Here is a 12387-nt window from a genome sequence, read left to right as displayed (position 1 = left end):
ATAAAACGAAAGTCAGGATTTCCTTAAATGCGAGATTATTTTTGCTCAATAATACTGTTGATAAGTGCCCGGCAATGGTCGAGTACTTCTTCTGAGTTTTCAGGGCGGTAATCATGCATAAAACACCCCTGCCAGAGAAAAAGCCTTAGAACGGGAGAATAGTGGACATTGTAGACAAGATAGCCAGAGTTGAGATAGCAAGTAGAAATGATGAGGGGTTGTAGCCATAAAATGGCCTCCGGTAAGTAGTACTTATAACTACCACCTGAGCTGCAAATCTCATTGGTGGTAGCCCAAACGGAGTTTGCAGTACCGGCCTTACTGGACACCGGCCAGCCCAAAGGCTGCCCCGCCTGAGCCACCATTGACTGATGTATATAGCAGTAATAACAATACTGAATATAATACAGGTGTGCTAAGGCCGTAATACCAAAGAAAATTGGCATCGACAGTAAGGAGTACGGGCTGCAAATCCCGGCTGCGGATTTTGCCGCAGCGCGTGAACTATACCTCAGTAATTTACTGATTATCAACTTATAATTAAGGTTAAAAGCCTCATTCAGACTCATCCCTGTGTTTCCTCGCGGTTGTTGATTTTATTGATAATCCATTCATCAATTTCTTTTTCTACCCATGCTACTGAGCGTGCTCCCAGACTGACAGATTTAGGGAATTCCCCTTGCTGCATCAAATGGTAAATCCATGATTTCTTTAAACCGACTTTTTTCATGACATCCGCCAGACGTATTAAGGTTGTCTCTGCCATTTCTCAATCCTCCTTTTGACTGTAAACTCGTTCAACATAACGCCCGCGACCATCACCATGACCTAAATCCATTGAGACTAAAGCCCTGGCTTCCTGACGAGTAAAATCGCTTTCTTGGTAAAACCTCAGCGCATCCTGTGCCCATGCGTAGCGCAAACTATGTGGGGCATAACAGCCGGTTAATCCCAGATGAGCGGTATGGGCACGCCAGTAGTTCATCGCTCGTTTGAGATCGGGTTTATCAATCAGCCTGCCGCCGCGCTGCTCTGCAATTTCAATGGCTCTATCAACCGCTTTTTTCACAGCGTCCACATTCAGTACACGAGTTTGTCTGGGGCGGCCGCCTTTAGTACCAAAAACTACATGGAGCTTAGGCTCTGGCTGATTAAGCTGTTTTTGCCAGCTTTTCAGCGAAGCACAACACTGAACGGCTTCCTGAGAACGTAGCCCCATCAAACGGGTAAGTTGGAGGATGATTGCCAGTCCGGCATCGTATTTTGCTGCTTTCTGATAAATTGTCTGAAAAAGCACATCAGGAATGGCTTGTTTTGTCCCTGCACGACTGGCGCCACTCAGTCCCAATGCCTGATTACTCAATCGGGGAGAGGTACTTAACTTTGTCCGGCCTGCCAGAAGAAAGATATGGCGGAGCGCCGACATTTCATTTTGCAGGGTGCGTTTGGCTATGCCCTGAGACAGTCGGGCATGGATATAACTTTCAATGTGTTTGGTCTTTAAATAGTTGAGGCTTTTCACCTGAATATTCAGTTTCAACAAAAACTCACCTAGCCGCCTCGCTATCCGAATGCGGTCATGACAGGTTTTATGACTGCCTCCAGCCTGCCGGGCAAAGGTCTGCATTTCCCTGACTAATCGACTCATATCACTCCTTATTTTTCACCTGATAACATTAAATCTCTGGCGCGCGACAGTTCTGACAAAACAGGGGTTATCTGCTTTGCCCTTGAACGATACCTGTGCGCCAGAGTGAACGCTGTTGAGGTATTGTGGGGTATCGGTTGGAGTACGCTGTACTACCGCCTGCATAGGCAGGTTATCCCCTCTGGCAAAAGCCAGCCTCGGTATCGTCAAGCTCTCCTTTTTGATGGTGTTTTAATCTTAATTAGCAGTGACAGAAGCACTGATTTGTTGAGCAGGCATACGCCTGTAAATGTGGATGTTACCTTTATGCGGCGGCGTCACTTTCAGCGGTAAACCGGCGAAAAGTGACGCCTGAACATCGGAGTCAGTAAACAGAAGCAGGGCAGGTGCTTGCTGATGCCTGATGGCATAGCAAAGTGTTGCCCGTAGTAGTGTAAAACTGTCGCAATATGCTGATATTGAGAAATAACCTACCTGACCGCCTGATAACTCAGGCAGCAGTTAGTTAAGGTGTGAGCCAAGCAAACCGGATGCTTTAGCTTACGTAAATGAAATGAGGCTAAACTCGTGGCTTAATCTCATTAGAGCGAAAGGCAGTTAAAGCTGTCCTGTCTGACGCTTGGATATAAGAAGAACTCGCTTCCTCTGGGATAGAAGACCCGTGAGTGAGTTAAATGTATAAATGCACCTTCATCGCTTTCATTTCGCGATCCCCACTCTCAAAGGATAAGCGGGGTTATCAGCCTCATGCTATCTGACGGCCTTCTCTTTTCAGATCAGGGAGAATTTTAGGTATGGTCGCTCGAAAGCGCTTCTTCACAGACCTTTTAGAAGCATTGAGTGCTGTCAATGGCAGCAATAGCGGATCACTCGAAAGCGTTTCCTCACAGATCCCTCGGAAACATTGGCGGCTGTCGATGACAGCAATTAAGTGTAACAAGGTTAGCGCAGGATGTAACACGTAGCAATAGGGAACAGATAATTTAATCAGTTAGTTAGACTATTGATTAGATACGCTGACGAAATCAGCTTACTGATGACTATAACATGGGCATTTTCTAGCTGACGCGCTATGCTTGTCCTCTCTTAGTTGACTTGTTAAAAAATTTAACAAGTCAACTAAGAGAATTGGAAGAATACGGAGTTATCTTGTATCTCAAATGAAATAAAGTCACACCATATCTGTTGTATTAATTTTTCATTTAAATTTAATTAGTTACATGAAATAGTAGTAAGTAATTTTTTGTTTGGGGGCATAAAAAGGGGCATCATAATAATGTTTTTTAATAAATTTGTTTAAAAACAATATGTTACTTTATTATTCGAGTCCGGCCTTCCCATTTGGCCTTCCAAAGACGTCCATAAACTTCCATAATTACCTTAAAAAACAACAAATTACTTCGTTTCTGAGTCTATAATTGTCCATTTGTATCCGTTGACATCCATGATATTTGGGGGGCAGTTCTTTTCGATAATGAGTTGACCCCCAAATTATGCCTTTAACAGACATGGAAGCTCGTGTGGCAAAGCCCTGTGAAAAAGAATACAAACTTTACTGATGTACAAGGTTTGTATCTGCTCATTAAACCCAGTGGCTCAAAACGCTGGTATCTGAAATATCGGTTTGCGGGTAAAGAAAACCGGATTACTTTAGGGGAATATCCTCAAGTAACACTAGGGAAAGCTAGAGAGCAACGCGATAGTATTAAGATAATTATCCGCAATCATCAGTCACAGTAAAAAAGAGAAGTAGAAAAACAAGAGGCGATTGCCGAAACCTTAACGTTTGAAAAAGTGGCTAGAGATTGGCATAGTAGTAATAAGCGTTGGTCGATTGGAACTCGCTTCCAGACAACAACACTGGGCAGCCGTTATCGAGGTTCAGAAACAGAGCGGGCTGACGGTCACAGCATTTTGTCAGCACCGTGAGATTAATCTGGCCACGTTTTACTATTGGGCAAAAAAACTCCGGCAACAACGCGAGCCCCAACGTCTTCATCCGGTTGTGCCACCGGACACACCGTCACGTTCTGCTGCTCAATGAGCTCTGGGCTGAGTTGCCGGCAGGCTTATCCACTGGGCAGATCCGGCACTGGATTGAGGCGCTGCAATGATCCCGGTCGGCGCGATTTATCTGGTGTCTGGTCATGCTGACATGCGAAAATCCATCGACGGGCTGGCGGGTATGGTTGACGCACTCGGTCTGGAGCCGCTCAGTGAAGCCGGGTTTATTTTCTGCAATCGTCAGCGCGATATGTTGTGATCAATAAAAATTGGTCACTAACTTAGAGTTTTCCTAAAATAATCGTTCTGATTCGTTGGGTATCAACCCATTGTTGTACCGATGGGGATGAGGCTGGCTATAATAACCCGTTGTATAATTTGTGATTGAGCGAAAGGCTTCTCTAAAATCTGAATATCCTTCTTCAAGAACCTATTCACTTTTTAAACTCCTGAAAAAGCGCTCCATTGGGCTATTATCCCAGCAATTGCCTCGGTGGCTCAGGCTTTGTTTGATGCCATAACGCCACAATAACCGTCTGAATACTTTGCTGGTATAGTGACTGCCTTGATCACTGTGAGACATCACTTTCGGTCTGGTTGGTCGCCGGAGAAAAAATTAATTATTCCGCACAGGACAGCGACCTTTTAACAGCCATCGAATTCAGATCTGACGCGGCTTCGCGGGATGACAGTCGTGAAAAATTTACCCCTGCACAGAGCCTGATTTACACCCGCCGACGTGCAGAACTGGCTGCACAGTAGTGCGCAAATAAATCCCCGAAAATCCTGCTATTTTTAATGAAAAAAACCATGTATCCATCAGGTGCATGGTTTTGCATGCGTTTTTCTGTCCCTGCATCCCCCGCCAGTGCCAGCATTGGTGCGGTCTGGGGCTGTTCATGCACCTGCATTAAAATCGCCTCATGAAGCAGGCTGGTGTGACGGGGAAAGCATTGCGCACAGACGGTTGTAAAAAATAGTTATTAAAGGCGATTCAAAAAAGTTTTTCTGAATCAATCTATTTATTTGATACATAAAAAGTAAATTGTACTTTTTGTGATTTTTCAGACAACTTTAAACTGCTCAACTTGTGAGCTTTCTGTCTATGTAATACAAATGGGAGAATTTTCATTGTAAGTGCGTTTAAGTAAGGAGAGCTACATGAAGTTTTCTGAAGCGTTTAAAATGGAATGCCAGCAAGTAAGTTTAGATTTTATCGATATCCCCTTAGATACTGATTTGCAATTTTTTATAGATCCCACATCTATTCGAGCGTTAAAAACTAACTGGGGAAATAGCCTTGAAAGATTAGTTCAAGATTATTTTTCAGATGTTATGGCAAGTATAAAAAATGGAGATCTTAAAAGAGCAGGGGTTTTATTATCATCTTTAAGGGAGTCCAATTCTTTTCATCTTGGTTATTCTGCAAAGAAATCCTCAGGGAAAGCTTTAGGTGAAAAAACGGCTCAGCTAATTCTAGAGTCTTTGAAACAGAGTAAGGCTGCTCAGTCAGGCTTGCTTCAAGATCTTGAGGATACAGCATTAACTATAAAGGGAATTGCATCTGACAGGATCTCAGACTCTGTTTGTAATATGCTGAAACTACCATTTATAGAATATACACAAAAAATTTGTGAATTTTATAATGTGGGAATGTCTGAAGTTTCCGGTGTCCGTTTGTGGGATCCTATTAATGAGCGTTGGTGTAAAAAAACATTCAAACTCCCTGTACACAATGGTGAAGAGGTTATACTTATACCAAAGGTATTGGCGAGAGAGAGGATAGCTTATTCACATTCGTCATTTTATCGAAAGTATATTATTCCAGAAATCAAAACTGAGCATCTTAAGGCTGGCTCTGCGCTTGTAACTCTTTTAAGAGGAAAACCAGCGGTAACAGCTAAAAGGATTATTGAAGAATTTGGACAGTCGAAGGAGTTTATTGAGGAGCAGATAGTAAAATATCCTGACACGATAAAGCAATATAAAGAAGAGCTTTTACTTTCACTACCCTCTCCACTTCCACATAAACGTTTCGACGATTCAAAAGATTCTGTTACGGGGCCACTAGCTTCTGATGTAGAAAATCTCAAGGCTGCAATAAGTAACAGTGACTACCATTTATATGTTGAAAGCATAAAAAAATTGCTTCTGACTATATTTTATCCATCTCTTTTCTATCCATGCTTGATCAGAAATGATATCCATGATTATAGTTTTACAATGATGAATGAATCGCGTGCAGGATTCTTTTTTGATTTTTCTGTTTTTGAAATTTTATCAGATAAAATTCTAGTAAATATTGTAATGTCAAGTGTTAGTATTAATGGTGAATATCTAGAAAGTCTCGTTTGCGAAATGGGTGATATTGGGACATCAGTGTGCTTGCTGGTCTGCTGCGAAGCAACTAAAGGGTTACAAAAAGATAAGTTAAAGGAGTTGGCTAAAAAAGAAGGGAGGTACATCTTTATTATAAATAACGCAACCATTGATAGCATTCTCGAAGAGTATTTGAATATTGGTGAGCAGCATTTCAATGCGCTGCGTGATAAATTTAAAGATCTTAATTGAATATGTAAACGGTGGTCGCTTGTCACCACCGTATTTGCTCTTATTTGTATGAATTCATAATTAACTCACCCCAACAAAACATTAATTAATAATGGATCATAGTATCGTGCATGAGCATAAATTATGATTGACTTAAATACCATGTTTATAATTTTGTTATTTGTTGATTATGACCCTCAACTTAACGCCAGTTACCTCATCAATGTAGGCTGCCGTGGCACCCAGAATAGTTAATTGCGCATTAGAAATTAGAGATTTTGATATTGCGGGCTGAACGATAGCAACACCTAACTTAAAATCTGAATATCTGGCAATTTTGGCTAGGTAAATTAAGTCTTCAAATTTACCTTTGTCTATTCGGGATGTTTTTCCCTGATTAAGTCTTGTGCGCTCTCTTTCTATTAAACGTAAAATTAGCCCCTCTTTATCTGCAAACCATTTAATGCTTTTTTCAGCTTGACCAGCGACTTGATAAACATCGTCAACTCTACCACCTGGAGTAGCCACCCCATTTTGTTTTGAGCAATATTTGCAATGAAATAGATCTATAACTAGTTTTCTATTATCAATGTTTTTTATGGCTACAATATCCGCAACTTCACCAGCACCATCATCGTCAAAAATAAAATCATAAGATTCTTTTATTTTCTGAATTGTATGGTATTGGATTGAATGAGTTATTTTTGAATGAGTCTGAGATTCAACAGAGATATCAACTCCATCCCAATCCCAGACTTCAGTATTATTAATATCATATTTGTATACATATTCTTCATTAGGATAATATCTGAATCCACCATCAATAATTGATGTGTCACACATGAAAATTGTTGGAGGGTATTCATTGAAAAATTCAGATAATTGAAAAGTCTGCTCTCCAAATGTAATGTCAAGGCTATCTTGCAAAGTGAAAGTAACCTCTCCTAGAGAAGTTATTTTTGCAGTTATAGGACTGAGACCATATTGAGTTTTTAAAAAAAGATTTAATAATTTTTTGTCTGATTTTTGATGTTCCGCCGGAATTAGTTCACAGTTAATCAAATTTTCTTCCCAGTCTTTTGATTTAACAGTAACTTTTGCTTCATTTTTTCTAAGTAGTTCTACCGGCCATTCAACAGAAAGAGGTGCTATGTCTGGGTATTCTAACAATTCTTCTGTTTGCATTGCCGTTTTCATGACTTTATTTGTATCGATAGAGTCATCTAGTATTTTCGAACCAATATTGTCACACCAAGTAATCCATTTATCTAATGAATCGCTATCCATTGCCCATACTTTTCCCTTATATGAGCAACCGATGCTGACTAATTCCCCATTCTCGTATCCCTTCCCAAATATATTGGATTTAGTGGCTCTATTTGCTTCTATATCAGGTATCTGGTCATTAATTTCGGTTCCTGTGTGCATTGAATAACGAAGACCTTTTTTGTTTTTATTTAAGCCTACATTTTGTAGTTTTAACCGTTTAAGTCCTGCCAAAGATCTAAAAACATGCTCTCCTTTGACTTGTAATGCATTGTCTGCAACTAACTTAACTAGCCTTTTAACTAGCCCATCTTTTGCGGAGGAATGTATGAATAGCAGGCCGGATTGCTGGTTATAGTAAGCAATGTATAGATCCCATGACTCATCAAATAACTCTTTAGAACTGGCCCATCCTACTGGTAAGAAGGATTTGACAGAGAAAATTAAAATATTTCTCTCGTTGTTCAGAACTGAATCCATTACTTGAAATTGTTTATTTGCAAACTGCAGAAAGCGGTCGGGCTTCCAAGTTGCCAAGAGCATTTTGTACACTGTTGTACTAATGCTTGGAGTTAATCCTAAATCAAGAAGGTTGCTTTCTTTGGGAAATCCTGATCGAAATTCTTGATATTCTTTTTCATCTTTAATTTTCCGATAGCTTATATCGCTTATTACACTATTCCAGTCTGAATCTTCTTTATATAATTCTTCAAGACTTTCGTTAACATTGGGATTTGCTATATTTGCGACAAATTTAGCATCACCTACATTTTTAGCTGTTCGGGTGAAACGCCCTGTAAATTGGAGCATAATATTTATACTTTTATGCGGATCATGAATAGCTGATATTTTTAGCTGCGGAAGATCAAAGCCTTCTCCCAGCATGTCGACGCATACTATAATCTTATGCTCTCTATTTTTTATGGCTTTTAAAACGTCAGATTTTTTCTTTGTCTTACTGTTTATCAAGACAGGTTTTAAATCCATTTCTTTAGCATAAATTTCAAATATATCCTTAGCTCTCTTTATTGTGCTCGCTCTTGCCATTACTATATGGTCTAAGCCAGCTCTCAAGTCATCCCTTAGTAATTTTATCGCTTTTTCAGCGATCGCTTTATCAGATTTTTCTTCGATAAATTCTCTGACAGGATGAAATTTAATGGGTTTGAAGTAACCGTCATCTTGCGCTTTTTTTAGAGGATAATTAAATATAATCTTTCCTTCAACTCTAGAACCATCATTTCTGAACGGAGTTGCTGTAAATTGAAAAATAGACTTGTTTTTAAATTGAGATTTAACACTTGCCCAAGTCTTAGCCGTGATATGATGCGCCTCATCGACTATGAGGTGAGAGCAAGTTTCAGTCAATTTAACAAAGAACTCATGTTTGAACTTGGATAGTGCTGCTACTGATGCGACAATAACATTTGACGTTAGTATTTCTTTTAAGTCATTGATGTTGTCAACACCGTGCTTGATTGTAGCAACAATAGGATTAAAAATATCTTCTTTTATTAAACCAAGTTGTCTGAGTAGGCCCAACTGTATAAACTTATTTTTAGTTTGTTCTCGCAGCGCATCAGAGGGAACAATCACTAGAGTTTTCTTGAAATGACCAGCTACAACTATAGATAAAATGGTTTCTGTTTTACCTGTTCCTGTTGGCATCACTATAGTTGCTGCTGACATATCGTCAGAACGTTCGTAACCTAATGCTGCATGGATGCCTCCAATTTGTGGAGGTCTAAGACCATTGATACCAGCTGTTAAATTTTCTTCTTTAAAAAGAAAATTTGAGTTACACCAAGATGCATGGATTGATTCGGGGGAGTGATGCTCAGTATCGAGAGGTAGCCATGTCACTGTACTGTCTTTCACTTTGTTTTCTATTAACAGTCCCATTACATTATTTCCATTTTAGTTCAACTCGAATTTGGTTAAATTACGATCAGTGACGTTACCACTACAATGGTTTTTTTTCTATTAAGTGGCTCTAAAAAATATAGAATTAGAACATGTCAAAGTGAGCTTCAACAATCCTGCGATGATGAGTGGGTATCTGCAGAAACTGGAGATGGCTTTTTACGTATAACATAGGTGTGTCGCTAAGATAGTGAGAATATTGATGTTGCTCAACATCTTTAGATCGGTCTTAGATTTGCACCGAACTGGCATCAATAGAGTAGACTTGAGTGGAGAGTTTATGAACGTCTGTGTTTCACCATTTGATCTTCCAAAGACGTCCATAAACTTCCATAACTACCTGAAAAAAAATTATTTAGTTTTTAAGTCTATAATTGTCCATTCGTATCCGTTGACATCCATGATATTTGGGGGTCAAATTGGGGGTCAGTTCTTTTCGATAATGAGTTGACCCCCAAATTATGCCTTTAACAGACATGGAAGCTCGTGCGGCAAAGCCCCGTGAAAAAGAATACAAATTTACTGATGTACAAGGTTTGTATCTGCTCATTAAACCCAGTGGCTCAAAACGCTGGTATCTGAAATATCGGTTTACGGGTAAAGAAAGCCGGATTGCTTTAGGTGCATATCCTCAAGTAACACTGGGGAAAGCTAGAGAGCAACGCGATAGTATTAAGATAATGATCCGCAATGGCATCAATCCCAGTAAAAAAAGAGAAGTAGAAAAACAAGAAGCGATTGCCGAAACCTTAACTTTTGAAAAAGTGGCTAGAGATTGGCACAGTAGTAATAAGCGTTGGTCAACAACGCATTCAGAACGAGTATTAGGGGATCTCCGACGTAATGTTTTCTCTGCGATTGGAACTCGCTTCCAGACAACACAAAGGATTACTGCTATTATGCGCTATACGGTACAGAATGGCCTGATGGCTCGCAATCCTGCTCAAGGTCTCAAAGGTGCGTTGGCGACACGTAAATCAACTCATCGTTCTGCTCTTCCTCTTAAAGATTATCCGATTTTCTTACTCGTCTTGAACACCATAAGGGACGTCACTTAACTATTTTAGCTGTCCGACTGACTCTATATATGTTTATTCGTTCCAGTGAACTCGGCTTTGCGCGCTGGAGAGAAGTTGATCTGGATAAAGCACTGTGGACAATTCCAGCAGAAAGAGAGCCTATTGATGGTGTTAAACATTCTCATCGAGGTTCAAAGATGCGAACGATATATTTTGTACCTTTATCCCATCAAGCTCTTGAATTACTAAAACAGATTAAAAAATTATCTGGAGATAATGAGTTAATTTTTCCGGGTGATCATCACATCACTACAAACTGGTTGAGTTCCCTCAACTGATTTACTATTTGGCGCGGTTATTTAGTACAGCCCTTAAATTTAAATCTACCTCCGTAACAGTTATAATTGCAAATTAAAGATTCAATTAAAATGGAGTTTGTATGGAAAACGAAATAAATAAGCTTCTAATAGAGCGAGAATTTTTACGTTATAAAGCAGAGCTTGATAAAATAAAAGAAGAGAACTTGCGTTTACAGCAGTTAGTGGTTGACCGCATTGATTTAGCTAAGTCAGAAATTACAGAGTCAGCTATTAATAAAACAATGGGGGTTCTTGAACATACGAAAAAATGGTTAGTAGTTGTATTCTTTGTAACAGGTTTTTTTATTTTTGCAGCAAGTTTTTTTGGTGTAAAAAGTATAATTGACAATCTGACAGTATATTATACTGATAAAGTCAATAATTGGTTAAGGTTTGATAATGATAATAGTGGGGGAAGAAAGGTGTTAGAGGAAATAAGGACTAGGGCATTGTTGGATTCCTATAGTATTCGTTTATCCCGTGAAGGAAATAACACTCCGTTCTCCATTAGGCTTACAGGTTCTGAAACGGAAAGATTAATGGCAATTGTTCTTGAACCTAAGACATCAGATTCTGATTTTATTGATGCTTTAAATATTATTATTGCAAGTAAGAGTTTTTTAGGGCGGAAATTTATTAGAGATGATATTAACACGCAAAATATTTCTGATATTGTTGGTAATCCAAATTTTAGTGAAACAAAAAGAGGTGTGGTTTTTGATAAATTAAGTTGGAATCGTTCGCTGTTACGTTGGTCTCTGTCAATTCTTGATAACCCGAATATCTCATATAGTGAAAGTATGCTGATGGCAGCTTTTGATAATGTTAGGCATTTTGATGAGAAAAGGGCTAAGGAGTTTGCAATGGAAAATATTGATAAGTTTGAATCCGATCTGAATAAAGTCACATTGGCAAAATATTTGATGCAAATTGATTTTGCAGATGCAAACTCCAAAATCAACGAATTGATAGTATATTTAAAAACGAATAGAAATAGTGCTTTTTTTACTGTTGGTTATGAGTCTATAGTGTTTTATAAGCTGAATAACTGGTTGGCTCGTAATGATAGCTTCACTCAGCGTTTAGCAGAGTATCTTTCGGCGCAAATAGAAAATGGGTTGAAGATTTCATTTGATGAAATCCAAGATAAAGGTAAGAAGCTTTATTTTAATCTTGAAAATAGCTTATCGGCAATTGAACATTCTGATAAATTATTTGGGAATGAAAAGCTTGTTAATGCGGTCATTAAAATAAAACCAATTGATTATCAACGATTGGCTACTATGGTTGATTTTTTTCAGAAAAATGATAATGGTATTTGGCTTACAACATTGATGCTTAAGCCAAGCAAGGATATGCTGATTCAATTTAAAGATGATTCATTTCTTAATGCCCATGAATATTTGTCTGATATATGGATAAAGAAAGAAAAGATACTCGGGAAGGAAACTCTTTTGGCTGTTTGGAGAGATAGCATTGGCATTATAAGGAGTGAGGAAATAAAAAGAGTGAAATCCTTAAATGATACTTATTTTTATGTTTCTTTTGATAAGAAAGTCTTGAGGGAATACTCTCAAGATTATGTTTATGACGAATTTGATAGACTGTGATTTCCTTA

At 38.8% G+C, this 12387-nt stretch carries 11 protein-coding genes and 3 pseudogenes; 7 read left to right on the top strand and 7 right to left on the bottom strand.

Translation table 11 applies throughout. The features are described 5' to 3' along the window. Nucleotides 1–35 precede the first annotated feature (35 nt). Genes LGZ98_RS05330 through LGZ98_RS05315 form a run of 4 tightly spaced genes read right to left on the bottom strand, consistent with a single transcriptional unit; the run spans nucleotide 36 to nucleotide 1858 of the window. Nucleotides 36–569, bottom strand: coding sequence for an ash family protein (locus LGZ98_RS05330; RefSeq protein WP_262977799.1), 534 nt, complete (start codon nucleotides 567–569; stop codon nucleotides 36–38). Beyond that, nucleotides 566–766: a helix-turn-helix transcriptional regulator gene (locus tag LGZ98_RS05325; protein ID WP_036773792.1), complete on the bottom strand. Its 201-nt coding sequence runs from the start codon at nucleotides 764–766 to the stop codon at nucleotides 566–568. The genes LGZ98_RS05330 and LGZ98_RS05325 overlap by 4 nt, the downstream gene beginning before the upstream one ends. A gap of 3 nt (nucleotides 767–769) precedes the next feature. After that, entirely contained in the window at nucleotides 770–1648 is an 879-nt protein-coding gene (locus tag LGZ98_RS05320; RefSeq protein ID WP_113043615.1) for an integrase domain-containing protein, read from the bottom strand. A gap of 15 nt (nucleotides 1649–1663) precedes the next feature. Further along, nucleotides 1664–1858, bottom strand: coding sequence for a hypothetical protein (locus LGZ98_RS05315; RefSeq protein WP_146748118.1), 195 nt, complete (start codon nucleotides 1856–1858; stop codon nucleotides 1664–1666). A gap of 1323 nt (nucleotides 1859–3181) precedes the next feature. Here LGZ98_RS05315 and LGZ98_RS05310 point away from each other — a divergent pair. The 3 genes from LGZ98_RS05310 to tnpB all read left to right on the top strand — a co-directional run bounded on the left by LGZ98_RS05310 (nucleotide 3182) and on the right by tnpB (nucleotide 3911). Further along, nucleotides 3182–3388, top strand: coding sequence for an Arm DNA-binding domain-containing protein (locus LGZ98_RS05310; protein WP_229015569.1), 207 nt, complete (start codon nucleotides 3182–3184; stop codon nucleotides 3386–3388). Between the two features lie 46 nt (nucleotides 3389–3434). Further along, a complete protein-coding gene (tnpA, locus tag LGZ98_RS05305) occupies nucleotides 3435–3692 on the top strand; it encodes an IS66 family insertion sequence element accessory protein TnpA (protein ID WP_229015570.1) in 258 nt (85 codons plus the stop codon). 66 nt (nucleotides 3693–3758) lie between these two features. Then, nucleotides 3759–3911, top strand: coding sequence for an IS66 family insertion sequence element accessory protein TnpB (tnpB, locus tag LGZ98_RS05300; RefSeq protein WP_082302860.1), 153 nt, complete (start codon nucleotides 3759–3761; stop codon nucleotides 3909–3911). 33 nt (nucleotides 3912–3944) lie between these two features. Here the strand turns inward: tnpB and LGZ98_RS05295 are convergent. Beyond that, nucleotides 3945–4247: pseudogene (locus LGZ98_RS05295) on the bottom strand (integrase core domain-containing protein); the annotation flags it as partial. Between LGZ98_RS05295 and LGZ98_RS05290 the strand changes: the two are divergent. After that, a pseudogene (locus LGZ98_RS05290) lies at nucleotides 4235–4414 on the top strand (phage polarity suppression protein); the annotation flags it as partial. The pseudogenes LGZ98_RS05295 and LGZ98_RS05290 overlap by 13 nt on opposite strands. On the opposite strand, the gene LGZ98_RS05285 reads toward LGZ98_RS05290, so the two are convergent. After that, nucleotides 4378–4563, bottom strand: coding sequence for a hypothetical protein (locus tag LGZ98_RS05285; protein WP_058588530.1), 186 nt, complete (start codon nucleotides 4561–4563; stop codon nucleotides 4378–4380). The pseudogene LGZ98_RS05290 and the gene LGZ98_RS05285 sit on opposite strands and share 37 nt — an antisense overlap. Before the next feature lie 250 nt (nucleotides 4564–4813). Here LGZ98_RS05285 and LGZ98_RS05280 point away from each other — a divergent pair, with 250 nt between their 5' ends. After that, the gene (locus LGZ98_RS05280) at nucleotides 4814–6223 is read left to right on the top strand and encodes a DUF8370 family protein (protein ID WP_113043614.1); all 1410 of its coding nucleotides are present in this window, start codon (nucleotides 4814–4816) and stop codon (nucleotides 6221–6223) included. 156 nt (nucleotides 6224–6379) lie between these two features. Here LGZ98_RS05280 and LGZ98_RS05275 read toward each other — a convergent pair whose 3' ends face one another. Further along, the gene (locus LGZ98_RS05275) at nucleotides 6380–9370 is read right to left on the bottom strand and encodes a DEAD/DEAH box helicase (RefSeq protein ID WP_113043613.1); all 2991 of its coding nucleotides are present in this window, start codon (nucleotides 9368–9370) and stop codon (nucleotides 6380–6382) included. 482 nt (nucleotides 9371–9852) lie between these two features. Between LGZ98_RS05275 and LGZ98_RS05270 the strand changes: the two are divergent. Both LGZ98_RS05270 and LGZ98_RS05265 read left to right on the top strand, forming a co-directional pair. After that, a pseudogene (locus LGZ98_RS05270) lies at nucleotides 9853–10715 on the top strand (tyrosine-type recombinase/integrase); the annotation flags it as partial. 134 nt (nucleotides 10716–10849) lie between these two features. Further along, the gene (locus tag LGZ98_RS05265) at nucleotides 10850–12379 is read left to right on the top strand and encodes a hypothetical protein (protein WP_113043612.1); all 1530 of its coding nucleotides are present in this window, start codon (nucleotides 10850–10852) and stop codon (nucleotides 12377–12379) included. The last annotated feature ends 8 nt before the right edge of the window (nucleotides 12380–12387 follow it).

Source organism: Photorhabdus kayaii, assembly GCF_025384895.1.
In the GTDB taxonomy this organism is placed as follows: domain Bacteria; phylum Pseudomonadota; class Gammaproteobacteria; order Enterobacterales; family Enterobacteriaceae; genus Photorhabdus; species Photorhabdus kayaii.
The sequence above is the reverse complement of the archived record's forward strand: the minus strand, read 5'-3'. Positions and strand labels throughout refer to the sequence as shown.